This is a genomic window from Aestuariibaculum sediminum (assembly GCF_014596945.1).
GTDB lineage: Bacteria > Bacteroidota > Bacteroidia > Flavobacteriales > Flavobacteriaceae > Aestuariibaculum > Aestuariibaculum sediminum.
Window position 1 is genome coordinate 458,130 of the sequence record NZ_JACVXB010000003.1, and the last position, 18,310, is coordinate 476,439.

Annotated in this window: 15 protein-coding genes; 8 read left to right on the plus strand and 7 right to left on the minus strand. The window is 35.0% G+C overall.

Annotation, left to right across the window (positions count from 1 at the left end; genetic code table 11):
• Positions 1 to 14: 14 nt before the first annotated feature.
• Positions 15 to 434, minus strand: coding sequence for a (4Fe-4S)-binding protein (locus ICJ83_RS09590; RefSeq protein WP_188230165.1), 420 nt, complete (start codon positions 432 to 434; stop codon positions 15 to 17).
• Between the two features lie 114 nt (positions 435 to 548).
• On the opposite strand from ICJ83_RS09590, the gene kynU reads away from it, so the two are divergent.
• From kynU to ICJ83_RS09625, 7 genes are all read left to right on the plus strand, one after another.
• Positions 549 to 1,820 carry a kynureninase gene (kynU, locus tag ICJ83_RS09595; protein ID WP_188230166.1) on the plus strand — a complete coding sequence of 424 codons (1,272 nt, stop codon included), beginning with the start codon at positions 549 to 551 and terminating at the stop codon, positions 1,818 to 1,820.
• Positions 1,813 to 3,234, plus strand: a complete 1,422-nt coding sequence (locus ICJ83_RS09600) for an FAD-dependent oxidoreductase (protein WP_188230167.1) — start codon at positions 1,813 to 1,815, stop codon at positions 3,232 to 3,234. Before kynU ends, ICJ83_RS09600 begins: the two co-directional genes overlap by 8 nt.
• Before the next feature lie 10 nt (positions 3,235 to 3,244).
• Entirely contained in the window at positions 3,245 to 3,649 is a 405-nt protein-coding gene (locus ICJ83_RS09605; protein ID WP_188230168.1) for a RidA family protein, read from the plus strand.
• Positions 3,649 to 5,088 carry an aldehyde dehydrogenase gene (locus ICJ83_RS09610; protein ID WP_188230169.1) on the plus strand — a complete coding sequence of 480 codons (1,440 nt, stop codon included), beginning with the start codon at positions 3,649 to 3,651 and terminating at the stop codon, positions 5,086 to 5,088. Before ICJ83_RS09605 ends, ICJ83_RS09610 begins: the two co-directional genes overlap by 1 nt.
• A gap of 76 nt (positions 5,089 to 5,164) precedes the next feature.
• A complete protein-coding gene (locus tag ICJ83_RS09615) occupies positions 5,165 to 5,947 on the plus strand; it encodes an SDR family oxidoreductase (RefSeq protein ID WP_188230170.1) in 783 nt (260 codons plus the stop codon).
• Positions 5,948 to 6,053: 106 nt separating this feature from the next.
• On the plus strand, positions 6,054 to 6,590 hold the full coding sequence (locus tag ICJ83_RS09620; protein ID WP_188230171.1) for a 3-hydroxyanthranilate 3,4-dioxygenase: 537 nt from the start codon (positions 6,054 to 6,056) through the stop codon (positions 6,588 to 6,590).
• 120 nt (positions 6,591 to 6,710) lie between these two features.
• A complete protein-coding gene (locus ICJ83_RS09625; protein WP_188230298.1) occupies positions 6,711 to 7,724 on the plus strand; it encodes an amidohydrolase family protein in 1,014 nt (337 codons plus the stop codon).
• A 54-nt stretch (positions 7,725 to 7,778) separates the two neighbouring features.
• Here ICJ83_RS09625 and ICJ83_RS09630 read toward each other — a convergent pair whose 3' ends face one another.
• The 3 genes from ICJ83_RS09630 to ICJ83_RS09640 form a co-directional block, all read right to left on the minus strand.
• The gene (locus ICJ83_RS09630) at positions 7,779 to 10,628 is read right to left on the minus strand and encodes a thioredoxin-like domain-containing protein (RefSeq protein WP_188230172.1); all 2,850 of its coding nucleotides are present in this window, start codon (positions 10,626 to 10,628) and stop codon (positions 7,779 to 7,781) included.
• A gap of 74 nt (positions 10,629 to 10,702) precedes the next feature.
• On the minus strand, positions 10,703 to 11,458 hold the full coding sequence (locus ICJ83_RS09635; RefSeq protein WP_188230173.1) for a LytR/AlgR family response regulator transcription factor: 756 nt from the start codon (positions 11,456 to 11,458) through the stop codon (positions 10,703 to 10,705).
• A gap of 1 nt (position 11,459) precedes the next feature.
• Entirely contained in the window at positions 11,460 to 13,463 is a 2,004-nt protein-coding gene (locus ICJ83_RS09640; protein WP_188230174.1) for a sensor histidine kinase, read from the minus strand.
• A 148-nt stretch (positions 13,464 to 13,611) separates the two neighbouring features.
• Between ICJ83_RS09640 and ICJ83_RS09645 the strand changes: the two genes are divergently transcribed.
• Positions 13,612 to 14,253: an O-methyltransferase gene (locus tag ICJ83_RS09645; protein ID WP_188230175.1), complete on the plus strand. Its 642-nt coding sequence runs from the start codon at positions 13,612 to 13,614 to the stop codon at positions 14,251 to 14,253.
• Positions 14,254 to 14,268: 15 nt separating this feature from the next.
• Here ICJ83_RS09645 and ICJ83_RS09650 read toward each other — a convergent pair whose 3' ends face one another.
• From ICJ83_RS09650 to ICJ83_RS09660, 3 genes are all read right to left on the minus strand, one after another.
• Positions 14,269 to 15,348, minus strand: coding sequence for an endonuclease/exonuclease/phosphatase family protein (locus tag ICJ83_RS09650; protein ID WP_188230176.1), 1,080 nt, complete (start codon positions 15,346 to 15,348; stop codon positions 14,269 to 14,271).
• A 182-nt stretch (positions 15,349 to 15,530) separates the two neighbouring features.
• On the minus strand, positions 15,531 to 15,818 hold the full coding sequence (locus tag ICJ83_RS09655; protein WP_188230177.1) for a Sec-independent protein translocase subunit TatA/TatB: 288 nt from the start codon (positions 15,816 to 15,818) through the stop codon (positions 15,531 to 15,533).
• 110 nt (positions 15,819 to 15,928) lie between these two features.
• Positions 15,929 to 18,235: a M1 family metallopeptidase gene (locus ICJ83_RS09660; protein WP_188230178.1), complete on the minus strand. Its 2,307-nt coding sequence runs from the start codon at positions 18,233 to 18,235 to the stop codon at positions 15,929 to 15,931.
• Between the last annotated feature and the right edge of the window lie 75 nt (positions 18,236 to 18,310).

Genomic DNA, 18,310 nt, shown 5'->3' on the forward strand with positions numbered 1-18,310 from the left:
TTTCGACTTGAATATCATCCTTTAAAATCTTCTTTTACATGCGTACCATCGCAGTAAGGTTTATTATCAGATTGACCACACCGACAAAATGCTGTAGTTCTGTTTTTTACTTCTTCATGCCCATCTTTGTGTGTTATCTTTAGGGTACCATAAACCAATAAAGGCCCATTTTCTAAAACTTCAACTTTAGTTTCTAAAACCTCTGCTGATTTATCTTTTTCATCATTCATATAAAAACTTAATGCACCTGATGGACAAGCTTTTACCTGATTTATCAACACATCTGTTTCTGCTGCATTAATATTAATCCATGGTCGTACACGTGGTTGAAACACCTGAGGAAGCCCCTTAGCACAAATTCCTGAATGTATGCATTTTACAGGTTCCCAAACAATAGTAACCTCTCCATTTGTATATTCTTTTATCTTGCTCATTGTTAAGTTCTTTTTTTAAATATACAAAAAATCGATATGGAAACCATTTGAATTTATTAAGTTATTCCTAACTTTAGATGAATAAATTTTATTCTAATTTCAAAAGAAAATATTGTGTTTGAATATCAATTAGGGATTGATTTTGCTAAAACTTTAGATAAAAATGACCCCTTGGCTCTTTATCGAAATCAGTTTCACATACCAAAGGATGATACCGGAAATGACTTGATTTACCTTTGCGGAAACTCATTAGGCTTACAACCAAAAACAACAAAACAATACGTGAACCAAGAGCTTGAAGATTGGGCAACATTAGGTGTTGAAGGTCATACCGAAGCGAGACACCCTTGGTTACCATATCATGAGTTTTTAACAGAAAGTATGGCAAAAGTTGTTGGGGCTAAACCCATAGAAGTAGTGGTTATGAATACCTTAACGGCTAATCTGCATTTTATGATGGTGTCGTTTTACCAACCTACACCTCAACGCTATAAAATACTGATAGAAGCCGATGCTTTTCCTTCTGATAAATACGCCGTAGAATCGCAATTGCGCCATCATGGCTACGACGATAAAGAAGCTGTAATTTTGTGGAAAGCAAGAAAAGGCGAAGAGCTATTGCGTTACGAAGATTTGGAACAAATTTTAGAAAACCATGGACATGAAATAGCCTTAATCATGATTGGTGGAGTTAATTATTACACAGGGCAATATTTCAATTTAAAACAAATTACAAACCTAGGCCATAAATATGGGTGCAAAGTCGGTTTCGATTGTGCTCATGGTGCTGGAAATGTAGCCTTGAATTTACATGATTCGGGCGCCGATTTTGCCGTATGGTGTACTTATAAATATTTAAATTCTGGCCCCGGCAGCTTGGCAGGGGCTTTTGTTCACGAACGCCATGCTCATAGTAAAACTCTTAATCGTTTTACGGGTTGGTGGAGCCATAACAAGCAAACACGTTTTAAAATGCGCGATGCATTCGACCAACTCCCTGGTGCCGAGGGCTGGCAGTTAAGCAATCCTCCTATTTTATCTATGGCTGCCATACGTGCCTCTTTAGATATGTTCAATCAAGTTGGTATCGAAAAACTCATTGAAAAATCAAAAATGCTTACAGGGTATTTTGAATTTTTAATTAATGCATTAAAAAACGAACATATTAAAATTATAACACCAAAAAACCAGGAGGAGCGGGGATGCCAATTATCAATACAAGTTAAAACTGCCGATAGATCATTACATGAAAAATTAACTAACGCTGGTATTATTTGCGATTGGCGTGAGCCCGATGTTATTCGCTGCGCACCTGCGCCGCTTTACAATACTTACCAGGATGTTTATAATATGGTAGAAAAACTTAAAAACATTTTAAATGAATAACTCCCAAACCATACAAATTATTGGTGCGGGGCTCTGTGGCTCGCTCTTAGCTTTACGATTGGGACAACGTGGTTTTAATGTTGAAGTATTCGAAAAACGCCCTGATTTAAGAAAAGTAGACCTTAGTGCTGGACGCTCCATTAATTTAGCCTTTTCAAACCGAGGCATTAAAGCCATGAATCTAGTCGGCTTACAGCATAAAGTAAAACCACTCTGCATCCCAATGTACGGCCGCATGTTACACGATTTAGAAGGCAACACCACACTCTCACCTTATAGTGGACGAGAAAATGAATATATCAATTCCATTTCCCGAAACGACTTAAACGCTTTGTTACTTGAGGAAGCCGAAGCCCTAGCAAATGTAACCATTCATTTTAATCATAAATGCACAGCTGTAGATTTTGAAAATACCTCATCTACCTTTTACAAATATGAAAACAAAACCGAATATTCAAGAAAAGCTGATGTTATTATTGGTACCGATGGGGCTGGTTCGGTACTTCGAAAAAGTTACTATTTGGGCAAGAAATTCTTATTTAGCTTTTCACAAGATTATTTGACTCATGGATACAAAGAATTAACGATTCTACCGAAAGAAAATGGAGATTATAAAACATTTAAAAATGCTTTGCATATTTGGGGCCGTGATGCCTTTATGCTAATTGCCCTACCTAATTTAGATGGCAGTTTTACGGTAACACTGTTTTTAAATTACGACGACGGCGAATACAATTTCAATAATTTAACTTCAGAAAATCAGGTCAGAGCATTCTTTTCAACCTACTTTAAAGATGCTTTAGAGCTCATGCCTAATCTGGTGGAGGACTTTTTTAAAAACCCAACTTCACCACTGGGAACCGTTAAATGCTCTCCATGGCATTATAAAGGCAATACCCTGCTTTTAGGCGATGCTGCACACGCCATTGTTCCGTTTTACGGACAAGGCATGAATGCTTCCTTTGAAGATATAACAGAATTTGACGCATTGTTAGATAAAGAATATAACAACTGGGAAAGCCTGTTTAAAGCTTTTGAAAGTTCAAGAAAAAAAGACACCGATGCCATTGCCGATTTAGCTATTGATAATTTCCACGAAATGAAAGGTCACGTTAATCAGGCTATATTCCGCGAAAAGCGTAACTTAGAAATGGCATTCGAAAAAACATTTCCAGACTTATATGCTTCAAAATATGCCTTGGTAACATTTAACGAAAATATAGGTTATAGACAAGCTATGTTACGGGGTCGTGCTCAAGATAAGGCCATACTCAATATGCTCGCCGATGGAGATATCACGATGCCACTCAATATTACAGACAGAACATGGCTTGAAGAAACACTTAAACAGGTACAAATTGAAACGGATAATATATTAGAAGAAGACCGAGTAGCTAAAAACATGCATCATTAAAATTAACACTATGGAAAACGAACATGTTACACCTCGAGGTGCCTATCCACATACAAAACGTGCAGGCGATTTTATTTTTGTTTCCGGAACCAGTTCGCGCCGTCCGGACAATTCGATTGCCGGTGTTGATATTATCGACAATATGGGCACAAAACAATTAAGTATTGAAACACAAACACGAGAAGTTCTAAAAAATATTGAAAGAAATTTAGCAAAGGAAGGTGCCTCCCTTCAAGATGTTGTAGATGTAACAACTTTTTTAGTTAATATGAATGATTTTGCTGGTTACAACCGCGCTTACGCAGAGTTTTTTAACACAGAAACCGGGCCAACAAGAACCACAGTTGCTGTGCATCAACTACCTCATCCCGATTTGGTTATAGAGATTAAAGTTATGGCGTATAAAAAATTATAATGCTTAAAGTACAAAACTATATAAACGGTAATTTTCACGACCCTCTGTCAGATGAATGGCTAGATAACTACTGCCCTTCCGATGGTAAAATTTATGGCATAACACCAAATTCATCTCGAGAGGATGTTGAAAACGCTTATATAGCGGCGCAATCCGCCTTCCCGGTTTGGTCTCAAACTACGTTAGAAAAGCGAAGTCAGATTTTACTAAAGATTTCAGAATTATTAGAAAATAATTTACAAGAATTTGCAGCAGCCGAAAGTAAAGATAACGGCAAGCCTATCCATGTTGCAAAAAGTATTGATATCCCTCGTGCAGCAAGTAACTTTCGCTTTTTTGCACATGCTATTACGCAATTTTCAAGTGAAAGTCATCATACAACTGGCGAAAACGCGATTAATTTCACATTGCGACAACCACTTGGTGTAGTGGGCTGTATTTCACCGTGGAATCTTCCGCTCTATTTATTTACATGGAAAATTGCTCCTGCCATTGCTGCTGGTAATTGCGTAGTTGCAAAACCCAGTGAAATCACACCAGCAACTGCTTTTTTGTTAGGTAAACTATGCAACCAAGCTGGACTACCCAAAGGCGTCTTAAACATCGTTCATGGTTTAGGGAAAACAACCGGACAAGCCATTATTAAGCATCCAGACATTAAAGCCATCTCATTTACGGGAGGCACCAAGACAGGAACCCATATAGCAAGCGTGGCCGGCCCCATGTTTAAAAAAATGTCGTTAGAACTCGGTGGTAAAAATCCTAATATCATCTTTGCCGATTGCGATTATAATAACATGCTTGAAACTACAGTCAAGTCTTCATTTGCAAATCAAGGACAAATATGTTTATGCGGCAGTCGAATTTTTGTTGAAGCCAGTATTTACGAAAAATTTAAGGAGGATTTTGTAAATAAAGTCAAAAAATTAAAAATAGGACATCCTTCCAATAATGAAACTGATATTGGTGCCATCGTGTCTAAATCTCATTTAAATAAAATTTTAAGCTATATTGATTTCGCCAAAAAAAATCATAACATTTTATCTGGTGGTCATGTCGTATCTATTAAAAATTATGAAAACGGTTACTACATGGAACCAACAATTATAGAAGTAAACAGTAATGACTGCGACTTAAATCAGGAAGAGATTTTTGGCCCTGTAGTTACCATTATACCATTTGAAAAAGAAGATGAGGTACTTCAAATGGCGAACCAGGTAAAATATGGCTTATCAGCCACCATCTGGACCAACGATTTAACACGAAGCATGCGTTTAAGTCACCAAATAGAGGCTGGAGTCGTTTGGGTAAACACATGGATGTTACGCGATTTACGCACACCTTTTGGAGGCACAAAAGCATCAGGTGTTGGTCGCGAGGGCGGATTCGAAGCCCTGCGATTTTTTACTCAATCTAAAAATGTATGTATAAAATATTGACATAAATAGAGACTTTTAACCAGTTTTACATCCAAATAACTAACTTAAAAAGATCCCTGTTAGCACAGGAAAGCCTATGAATTTAAACTTAAAAAACAAATATGCTTTAGTATGCGGTAGTACTGCAGGAATAGGAAAGGCCACCGCTTTGGCTTTAGCCGAAGAAGGTGCTACTGTAACTTTAGTTGCCAGAAATAGAGAAAAACTAAAACAAGTAATTAGCGAATTACCTCAGGATAACAAACACGATTTTATAGTTGCCGATTTCTCAAACCCCAGAGACTTACAAGAACAGGTTATTAAATACATTGAAAATCATCATGGGTTTCATATTTTAATTAATAATACTGGAGGCCCCCGAAGTGGTGAAATAATAAATGCAAGCTTAGATGAATTTGAAAACGCTTTTATTCAGCATGTAAAATGCAATCATGTTTTAGCACAATCTACAATTCCGTTTATGAAAGAAGCCGGTTTTGGTCGTATTGTAAACATCATATCTACGTCGGTCAAAGAACCAATTCCTGGGCTTGGCGTGAGTAACACTATACGTGGCGCTGTTGGAAACTGGAGTAAAACGTTGGCAGCAGAAGTTGCTGCTTTTGGTATTACCGTAAACAATGTATTACCTGGTTTTACGGAAACCGAAAGACTTAATGAAATCATTCAAATAAAGGCAAAAAATGAAGAACGCAGTTTTGAGGACATGGCTGAAATAATGAAAAATTACACCCCTGCCAAACGTTTTGCAAAACCCGAAGAAACGGCCAACGCCATTGTATTTTTAGCTAGTGAAGCGGCAAGTTATATTAATGGTATCAATGTGCCTGTAGATGGTGGACGAACAAAAAGTTTGTAACTTTAATAACAAATAATCGCGTTAAGGATTGAGGTTTTGTTGGAGCTCCTTGCAAAGAGCGACTACCGAAAGCCTGCCCGAAAGGGAACGCCAAAAATAAATAATAATGAGCAAATTAGTTTCTCCTTTAAATTTTAAAGACTGGATTGAAGACAACCGACACCTGCTAAAACCGCCTGTTGGTAATAAAGTGGTTTGGAAAGATGGCGATTTTATTGTCATGGTTGTTGGCGGACCAAACAGCAGAAAAGATTACCACTATAATGAAACTCCAGAGTTTTTCTATCAAATTGAAGGTGATATTGTGTTGAAAATTATAGATAACGGAACGCCTAAAGATGTCCACATAAAGGAAGGCGACATCTATTTATTACCTCCTAAAGTTCCACATTCACCTCAGCGCGGTGCAAATACTGTAGGTTTGGTTATCGAATACAAGCGGCCAGAAGGCATGAAAGATGCCCTGCTTTGGTTTTGCGAAAACTGCACGACCAAACTTTATGAGGAAGATTTTGCATTAGAAAATATTGAAACTGATATGCCTAAAATATTCGACAAATATTACGGAGATCTTGAAAAACGTACTTGCCCAAATTGTGGCAAAACGATGGCCCCTCCAAAAAAGGTAAAGATTGACCAATAAAGCTTAATACATTGAAATTTTTGAATCTTTAAATATTCAATTGTGAACAACAAAAAAAGCAAACTTCGAATAAACGGACACTCCCACTTACTTCCTTACCCTGAGGAAATACCAGATTTTATGCGCAAAAAAGGCATTTTTTGGGTGGATAAAGACCGAAAATTTATGCTACAAAAAGATTGGAAACGCCCGGTAACAGATTCCAGTTTCTTTCTACATGAAAAACTGGAGTGGATGGAGCGTTTTAATATCGATCATGCCGTGGTTTTAAACCTATCACAACTTTATGGTAACGGTTTACGGGTTGAAGAAATGAAACAAGCCCTGCGTTTTCAAAATGATTTTAATGCGCGTATTCAGCATCAGCACCCAAGTAAATTTACTTGTGGTTTTGTTGTACATCCTGGTTTTGTGCGCAGTGCGTGTTGGGAAATTGAACGTTGTGTAGAAGAAAACGGCATGAATTTATTGTGCTTACCAACCCATTACATGGACACCATTGGAACCTGGCGTTGCATTTTTGATGAAGAAAACGAACCCATTTTCGAACTCGCCAACAAATATAATCTTGCTGTTGAAATTCATCCGTACGACGGTGAAAAATTTATAAAACTGGAAAACACCTCATGGCGTTTTCACCTCATCTGGATGTTAGCGCAATGCGCCGATGCTTATCATTTTTTAACCTTGAATGGGTATCAGGAAAAATACCCAAATATGCGTACCTGTTTTGCTCATGGTGGACAGTTAGCTCAAATTAACTTAGGGCGACGTATTCAAGGCTTTGATGGCAGACCAGATTTGTTTGAAGGCAAGCACCACCCCAGAAAGGCTGTGGGGCATAAAAACATCTTTTTCGATACTCTGGTACACGATACTGGTTCGTTGGAATTACTGATTAAAAACCAAGGCGTTAATCAGGTGCTTATGGGCCTGGATGACCCATACCCTCTTGGAGAAATGGAAAGTATTAAGCAATCTTCGTACCCTGGTAAAATATTAGACTTAGCGATAGAACGAAAAATTATTTCGGAGCACGACCGAGATGCGATTTGGCAAAACAATGTAATTCAATGGTTACATGGTGACGACGAGGTTGCAAAGCAAAAATTACTTGAACGTATTTTAGCATAACTACAAAAGGCTGGTTTTAACCAGCCTTTTGTCATTCTTAATTACAATGTAACCTTATTTTAAATATTTCTCAAACAGTGGTTTTACCGTGTTTGGCATTCTTAAATCACTGGTATTACGCTTAACAATATTACCTTCCTTATCAATTAATAAATAATGAGGTATTCCAGTGATATTGAATTTCGATTTTAAATAATTCCATTCGTCTGTAGAGACGCGGTAATGTTCTCCTTTTATATTTGGAATCATGTTGTTATAAGTATTCTTTGGAGAAGAGGGATCGGTGATATAAACAAAAACCACATCTTTATCTTTCAATTCTTCTTTTAAGGGTTTGATTCGCTCCATGCCCGAACGACAAGGTCCGCACCAGGTGGCCCAAAAATCAACAAACACCACTTTACCTTTGTATTTTGAAATAATGGCATCGAATACTTTATCGGCTTCGGTATTCGGAACTTCGTTATTTACATAATCGGTTTTCATTTTATTAGCTTCAATTTTAGCTTTTAAAGCTTCATTTTCGATTGTAAAAACGGTTTTAATAAAAGAATCTTCCACAAAACTTTCGGCTTCTGTTATTTCTTCTTCTGATAACGGCATATAATTACGACTTAAACTTCCAAGTATTACCTGAGCAACCATAACGTCGGCACTAAAATTAGAACCAAAATTTTCCTTTATGTTTTGTAAATTTTGATTACGGATTTCCTTTTGAACATAGTTATCTGAATAGGGCTTATATTTTTTTAAAAAATCTGTATTTTGTTTATTTCTTGCTTCTGTATAAAAGGTCTTAGCCTTTTGACGTTCATCTTCTGTTAATAAATCTTTACTGGCCATTTGCACCGCTATCTCTTCTTCTGTAAATTCTACATTTACGCCTTCAGATTTCCCAAAAGATTGAATAATATCGAAATCTAAAGGGGTTTTAAATACTTCCTTTCTTTTTTCTGGTGACAGCTTATTATAAATCGCGCCCAGCTTCATGGAGTAACTTCTAAGTATATCCTTATTAGAATTATTAAATTCTTCTTGCTTCTTAATAGCAGATGCATAATCCTTTTTAAAATTAATTTGCTCTAAAAGTAACGCTTCTTCGGCTGGGGTTAATAAGACACCTTGAGCTTTTAATATGACTCCTAATTCCTCTACGTCAGGATGCTTTACACTCATTTCTTTTCTTAAAAATCTTAAAAATCGTAATCGGTTTATGAATGTCGTATAACTACTTGTTAGTATAGCTTGCTTATTATTTAAAACTTCTGGCGTAATAAAATCAATATATTCCTTATTCATCGCTGAAGCTTCGTTGTAAGGTGTATTTCTAAACATATCATAACTTAAAGCCACTTCATAAAACCTATAATCTAATTTAAGTTTCATTAAATTATAAGCTGTTTCGCTCAAAAATTGCGTTTTATAAACACTATCCAACTGTTTTTTTTGATTTTCAATAACGTTATGGCATGCCTCTTTGTACTCGTTAAGGTTTAACTGGTCTGCCTGCTTTTGAAGACTTGCCATTTCTCGAGTGAAAACTAAAAAGCTTAAACTTGAAAAATCGGTATTTAATTGTGCTAAATCGCCCATAAAAAAGCCCTCGCCTTTTTTGCCACTATGAACGAGTTGCCATGTTTCTTTACCGGGTTCAATAAAAATAGCATTATAATACTGTGGTAAACTCACATAAACCATTTGTAAATGATAACTAGGGAAACTAACGGAAAAACTACCATCGTCGTTAATATTTATGAGATAAGAATCCTGTTTTCCTGTAAACACATTATTTACAGATACAGTTCCGGTTTGTCCTTTACTCTTATCGAAATTTCTAATGATTCCAGAATAAGTGGCTATACCCTGCTTTAATATATTTTCTGAAATATTGGTTTCTTGAACCCCCGATTTAAATTCCGGATTATTAATTTTTGTTAAGCTGCAGGTTATTAAATTCTTTTTATCGGTTCCAAAACTTACGATACCGTCGGGTTGCATTTCGGCATATATTGTTTTCTCCGCTCCATTCTTTTCTAAAGTCAACACATACCTTTTGCCTTTATGTTTAACTTTTTTATAGTTCCAAATGGCTTTATCGATTATAGCGTGATTGTAGTAAAGACTGTGAGACCACAAATTAGAGCCATCGGCTTTAAGCCAGTTTCCTCTTAATTCTGTTGGAACAATAGAATTAACAACAGCTTCTGGATTATCTGTTAATTCATTTGGATAATCAGGGTGCGATTTAAAGTAACTACCACCACCAGCTACATGACGTATCAAAAAAATATAATCTTTATTACAAACCCTAAGATGAAATATATCGTAATCCTCACCATGCTTTACTAAAAACCGATAGGTAGAAAACTTGCCTTCTCCATAATAAAATACACTTTCAATGTTATAATTTTTACCTGCATACCATATAGAATTGTTTTCTATATTGAACGTAAGTGCGTTATGGTTATTGGTAGCATACCATTTTTTCTTTAAATCCTCAGAAATTTCATGAATTGAAATATATTTACCTGTTTGGCTGTTTTCTTGTTTTGTGTAAATTATCGCGGGACGATTTAAAAATTTTAATCTTATAGAATCCTTACTTAAAATTTCTAAATTATAAGTTCCTTGTAAATCTGGCCCATTTATTTCAGGTTTTACTTCATAAACAGCACTGCTAATTTTACTAACAGTTTGATATTTACAAGCTCGAAAGCCATACTCTATAAATTCTGGGTTTATAAGTAGTTCATTATACGATCTTCGGTCCCCTGAAAGATTACTCCACTCTCCATATAAATAATCAGGTAATTTTGTTCTTTCTTGATTTTGAGAAAACCCAAAATTTGTAAAACATATTAGTAAAAGACATAATACGTTTGTTCTGCTAAAAGTTTGTTGCATTTATTATTATATTGATTTATACTTATTATTAATTACAAAAACGTACAAGATATATTTTTTGTAGTAAAAAACAACTAGTTTTCTATCCAGTTCTTAATATTTTGTAAATAACTTCTTCCAGAAGTTATTTGTGTAGTTGATTTATTTACTAGTTTAATAGTATACCGACTGTTAAAATACTTTTGAATTTCTTGGACATATTCGGTATTGATGATAATACCCCGATGAACACGTAAAAAATAATCCGGCAATTTTTCTTCCAGTTTTAACAAAGATTGTTCGGTTAAAAACTTTCCTTTTGAAGTATACACCTGTACGTAGCGCTCGTCGGATTCGAAATAGGTAACATCTTCTAATTTTATAAACACCAACTTATCATCTTTTTTCACAGTGATAGACGTCATGACTTTTTCGTCTTTCTTGTCGGTTAAAGTTTTAACCAGTTCTAAAAGTCTATGAGTGTCATTGGGTGTTCCTTTAAACCGTTTTAGTTTTTCAATCGTTTTATCTAAACGTTCCAGACGCACTGGTTTTACCAAATAATCGACACTATTGGTTTCAAACGCCTGAAGCGAATATTGGTCGTAAGCTGTACAAAAAACCACCATGGGCATATGCGCAAGATTTTCTAACAGTTGGAATCCGGTTAAACCTGGCATTTCAATATCTAAAAAGATTAAATCTGGTTTTAAGGTATCTATTAGCTCCTGCGCTTCAATTCCAGATGAAGCTTCGGCAATAATTTCGATAGCGTTTGAAAAGTTTGACAACAACTTTTTTAATCGGATTCTTGCTGGTGGTTCGTCGTCTATAATTATGGTTCTAAACATGCTATTCATCATTTAAATCCTTTTGTTTAATGGTTATGCTAATGTGCTTTTCCGGAGTATTGTTCCAACTTAACTGGGCTTTATTGCCATAACTGAGTTCCAGCAAATCGTAAACCGATTGCAAGCCGTGACCACTAACCAATCCTTCTGGAAACTCAGGGCCGTTATCAGTTACTTTTATAATGATTTGATGATTTTCTTTTTTTATGGACAATCCAATGCAAGCCTTTTTCTGAACTTTAGATGCGCCATGTTTTACGGCATTTTCAATTAAAGGTTGAATCAAAAATCTTGGTATTTGAAAACCTTTTAAACGTTCGTCGCATTCAATTTTGAATTGAAGTCGGTCACCAAACCGAATTTGCTCCACTTCCAGATAATTATTAACCATTTCCAGTTCGTCTTTAATGGTGCTAAACTTTTCACCTTTTCGGTTTATGGTGTATTTAAATAAATCGGAAAGCGCCAATGCCATATGTTCGGTTTTTTCACCATCTACGGTTGCCAATCCGGCAATAGAGTTTAATGCATTGTATAAAAAATGCGGATTGATTTGCGAGTGTAACAATTTTACCTGTGCGTTTGCATTGAGTTCCCTTAACTTAGTTAACTCTAGATCTTTTTGTTTGACTAAGTTTTCTGAGAAGTGATTGAGGTAGATTAATAGTCCTCGGCCTAAGGCCAAAATAATGGTTAATATAAATGTTGGTAAATAAAACTCTACAAAACCATCACTTACATCACCATCTAAACCCTTAATTATCAACACTATTCCAATTGGTATATTGAAAACCACTAACGTTAATATCACCTTGAAAATCAATTTCATGGTAAAAAATTCCATTTTATCAATCATGAACTTTTCAATGATTCTAAAAACTAACGCACTAAATAAGGCAAATAGAATTGTAAAAAGCCATACATATGCAAATTTTTCAAGTGAAGGTAAATCATTCCTAATTTGAGTTAAAGTATGTAAAATAACAACAACATCCACATAACATAAAAGTACAACCGTTATGGGAATTAGATAGTCTAAATATTGGTATTTAAACTTGTCTTTTTTATAAAAACTAACATACATAAGAAAAATAAAAACCGAAAAAACTATGATTGCAGCCCAAACTTTCTTAGCTGTAAAATCCTTATTTATAAAATTATTAGCATAACGCCATGTATATCTCGATTTCAAATAGTCTTTAAACTGTTTTATAAAATCATCCTCATATAGCTTATTTAATAAAAATTTATCTTCTTCAGTAAATACAGCTGTTTCTGGTATATAAGACTGTCTATAAAAAACTCCTGTTATGTCGTTTTCTTTATATTCTGCATCATCATGAGGGTAAACATAACACAATGTTCTAAGCATCTCATATTTAATATACTTCTCTCTTTTCTCTTTTGGTAATTCGTCTTTTAAATTAAACCATACCATATTAGGAAAATAAATATAATGCTCCATTCTTAATGGATTTGTTCGCTCGATACTACTACCATCATCAAATACGGTTGTTATTCTTTCCCTATAATTTATCTTGTCATCATTATTACCTCCAAATCGTAATCGAACTGTAATTAAATTTAATTTGTTAAAAGGGATATTTTTTCCTAAAAACTCTTTGTTTCTGTTTTTAGATTTAAAACGTTCGACTCTGAAATCATCTAAAGACTTTCCTATATAATTAGAAAATATGTCTATTGTTCTGTTAGGAATTACAGAACGTAACTCTTCAATGACACCTCTCACAATTAGACTATCTTCTGCTGTAGCAGATTCTATGTCAAATAAAATGGGATAATGCTTATTTAGATAATCTACCTTATAAACAAACTCTCCTTCTCCTTTTCCACTATACAAACGTTCTTTAATAAATTCCCAATTAGTATCTAATGTAGTATTCGATTTTCTAAACCTATATGGATCATTCCTTGATTTAGAATCTTTTAAAATAAAAACAGGAACAGCTATAAGTATAGCAAGTAATAGGATAAGTTTCTTCATGGTAGTAAATTTAAATATTTCTGCATCAAAGAAAACTTACAGGTACAGAAATAAAAAGGATATTCGGGCGAACTGCAAATACGGTTATTAAACTGCATTTTCATTTAAAATATCCTATTTTTGCAATCTGTTTTAAAAGCACACCCATATGTATTTTTTACCTGAAGATTTAGATGATTACGTCGTTGCACATTCTGAAAACGAACCGGAATTATTGCAACAGCTCACTCGTGAAACCTACCAAAAAATATTGCAACCCATTATGCTTAGCGGGCCTTACCAAGGTCGTGTACTAAGTATGATTTCAAAACTAGTTCGTCCTAGAAATATTTTAGAATTAGGCACATTTACAGGGTATGCCACGCTTTGTCTGGCAGAAGGCGTTCAAAATGATGGTGAAGTACATACCATTGATGTTAATGAGGAATTGGTTGATTTTCAGCGTAAATATTTTGATAAATCGGCGTACGGCCATCAAATTTTTCAGCATTTAGGCAGTGCTATCGATATAATTCCGTCACTGAATAAAACTTTTGATTTGGTTTTTATTGATGCCGATAAGCCTAATTATGTGAATTACTTTCATTTGATTATCGATAAATTAAACCCGGGAGGCATCATCATTTCAGACAACGTCTTGTGGCATGGTAAAGTGGTTGAGCCTTTAGACCCAAAAGATCACTCAACTAAAATTGTACTGGAATACAACACGCTTTTAAAAGAGGATCCAAGAATTGAAACCGTTTTATTACCCATTAGAGATGGGCTAACGATTAGTAGGAAAAAGTAATAGTGAACACGTACCTTATGGAGTATTAATACCTCTATCACCTGTTTCTTTTTTACCCTTTTTAATCATCCTGTTCATTTCAGTTTTTTCGGTAGTATCTATCGGTTCAATATCATTATTTTTTAAAATTTCCTTGTTACTGGTTATTGAAAACCGGCAATATAATGGCAAATGATCCGAGCCTATATGTTTTAACGTTTTAAATGTATCGACCATAATGTCGGGCGAATGAAAAATTTGATCTAAAGGAATTCTAAACCATTTGTATTTAGCGTGAAATGTTGTTACAAAACCACGTCCTTTTCGAACATCAATAAGTTGAGACGCCTTTTGAAACAATCGATTTGTATATCCCCATGTTACTTGATTAAAATCTCCCGAAACCACAACCGAACCTTCTAACTGCCTGATGCGTTTCGCTATGCTCATAAGTTCGCCGTCGCGTTCTTTGGATGTTGGTTCTTCTGTTGGACTTGGTGGTGGCGGATGTACTCCAAAAAAATGAAATCGATAACCTTCTTCAGTTTCTAAAAATGCTTCAATACTAGGGATATCTTCCGACACGAAGTAATTCGTTTTAATCTGTACTACTTTTAAATTCGTGTAAAAATGCATGCCGTAAGTATTGGAAAGCGGAATATTATGATGATTTGCGTAAAGCCTTTCAATGGGTTTCATACCATGCTCCCAGGCTTTATCAGTCTCCATAGTTAATAAAATATCTGGGGCAACCTGATTTACCAAATCAATTAAACCGTTATAATTTTTATTAAACTGATACACATTAAAAGCAATTAAAGAAATAGGTTTTGATTTTTTCTGAAATGAAGGTTTATGCTTTTTATACAGCACGGTGTAAGGCAAAAAATGTGTGGTAAGGTAGCTATTTACTAAAATTAAAAGAATAATTAAAACGCTTACATAATGGGATTCCTTAAGCAAAAACATTCCAAAAAGAATCGTTACGCTAATTAAAACAAACAAATGAAATTTCATAAAATCAACACCTCTCACGAGCCAATGCTGATTTTTACTTAAAGGTAGTAAGGCAGCTACAATAAGGAGTATTGATATTATGTAGAAAAGGGTTTGCATAAGTATTTCTTACCCTAATGTAATATTTTATAGTAACAAAATAAACACAAATTAAAATTAAAGTTAGAATCCATGCAAAATGGAAATCCAAAATTTGAAAAATGGAAAATACCTTTTTAACAAAATCCAGAAAATTAATTGAATTTTTCGAAATTAGTGAAAGTAAAAAACGTTATTGGATGTTACTTTTGGCGCTTTACCGAACCAGCAAAATCTTCAACATCATCTTTTACACTGTCTATTTCCTTTTTAATGTCGGAAACCATAGAAGTATCGATGCCACTATTTTCGGCGCCTTTGGTTATTTCGTGTTTAATATCGTTGGTTGCGTTTTTTATGGTACGCATTCCTTTACCTAAACCACGTGCAATTTCAGGAAGCTTATCGGCTCCAAAAACCATAATAGCAATAAATAAAATAAATGCTATTTCTGCCCCGCTTATAAATAAAAATGTTGCTTGTTGTATCACGTTACAAATATAGTGAGTTGTTTGGCAGATTAAAAAATATTATTGAGGTAAAATATGTTAAGAGTTTCGTTAAAAAAAAACCAACGCGTTTGCGTTGGTTTTTTCTAAATTTATGATTTAATCTTTTGTTTAAACTGATCAAATTCTGTTTTTACTTCTTTTTTAGGCCATATATTGTTTGTTGTATCAACATCGGCTGTTTCTTCTTTAGGATCAATTTCGATACTTACAATTTCCTTATCAGAGGCAATAGCTTTACTTACTTCGTTATCATTAAGTCTCCAAATTTGAGCAGGATAAGTTACTGTTTCCGATGTGCCATCAGCATAGGTATATTTTGCAATAATTGGCATAACTAAACCTCCTGGCTTTTCAAATGTGATATTATAAAAGTACTTTGGCTCTTTAATATTTTTACGTTCTTCTGGGGTAAAATTATCCATTAAGTACTCATTTAAAGATGTAGAATTTTCAACAACAGTACCATCTCTTAAATCTTCAGAGTAGTCCTCACTGCCTTCTTCCACCATAAATACTAAAGGCACTAAATTATTTACAGAACGTCCCGTTTTTGCTAAATAATCTTTTATGTATTTGTTAGGTTTAGATGATACAAAGTATTTTTTAACGTCTTTAATACCTATATCAACCCAATCGGTGGTGTAAAACCATCCTCTCCAGTACCAATCCAAATCGAATGCCGAAGCATCTTCCATGGTTCTAAAGAAATCTTCTGGGGTCGGGTGTTTAAACATCCAACGCTGAGCGTACTCTCTAAAGGCATAATCAAACAATTCTGGCCCCATAACGGTTTCTCTCAAGATATTTAATGCCGTAGCTGGCTTACCGTAAGCATTGTTACCAAACTGATACACATTAATACCTTTACTCATAATAGGCGCAATGAAATTTTGGTCTCCCCCCATATAAGGTACAATCATTTTTGCAGGACCGCGATCCGATGGAAAATGGTCATGTCCTGGCGATAAGGCTTCTGGATATTTTTTACCAAAATCCTGTTCTGCCACATATTGAACAAACGTATTTAATCCTTCATCCATCCAAGTCCATTGACGCTCATCACTGTTTACGATCATTGGGAAGAAATTGTGTCCTACCTCATGGGTAATTACTCCCATCATGCCGTATTTTACACGGTCGCTGTACGTACCATCTTCTTCAGGTCGTCCGTAGTTCCAACAAATCATAGGATACTCCATACCCTGCTCTTTAGCGTGTACCGAAATAGCTTTATGATATGGATAGTCGAATGTCATTCTTGAATAAGATTCCAGAGTGCTTCCAACTACTTTTGTAGACCAATCGCCCCATAATGGGTTTCCTTCTTTAGCATATAATGATACTGCCATAACATCACGATCTCCAATTTTCACGGCCATCATGTCCCAGATGTATTTTCTAGATGTAGCAAATGCGAAATCGCGAACATTTTCTGCTTTTAATTTCCATGTTTTTGTTTCCTCTGAAAACTGACTTTCTTTGGCTGTTGCTTCTTCTTGAGTAACAATAACCACAGGCTTATCGTATGATTTCTTTGCTTGCTCATAACGCTCCATCATTTTCTTAGAGAACACGTCTTTACGATTCATTAATCGCCCTGTACCATCTAAGATATGATCCGCTGGAACTGTAATGTTAACTTCGTAATCTCCAAATGGTAAAGCAAATTCCTCACGTCCCCAGAATTGTGTATTCTGCCAGCCTTCAACGTCATTATAAACCGCCATTCTTGGAAAAAATTGCGCTATAATGTATGTTCTATTACCATCCTTTGGGAAGTACTCGTATCCTGAACGTCCGCGTCCATCAACATGGTCGTTTATATTGTACCACCATTTTACATTGAACGAAAATTTATCACCTGATTTTAAAACTTCAGGTAATTCAATACGCATCATGGTTCTGTTAATCATATGTGGTAATGGATCTCCGCTTGTATCAGATACTTCTTCAATATTAAATCCACCATCAAAACGCTCTTTCATAAACGTTGATACAAACTGCGAAGGACGCATAACATCAGATACCCCAGAACCTTCGATAAGCGGTGTTTTTGAGTCTTTCGCTCTCATGTTCTGATCTAACTGCACCCATAGATATTTTAAATCATCTGGTGAATTATTGGTATAAGTTATCGTTTCATACCCCGAAATTTTTTGGTTTTTATCGTCTAATACGATATCCATTTTATAATCGGCTTGTTGTTGATAATATGCTTTCCCTGGTGCTCCAGATGCCGATCTGTACATATTAGGGGTTGAAAACTCATCATACAACTGTCTGAATTTATTAGTATTTGTATGACCTTTTTTAATATCCTGTTTTTCAACTTCTTGAGCAAATACTGTTGCTGAAATAAAAAGTACGGACAGTAAATAATACTTAATTTTTACCATTTGATTACTGTTAATTTTTAAATGAATTGGTCTTTTGATAACAAATCATTGACTTATTATCACAAAAAACGCCAA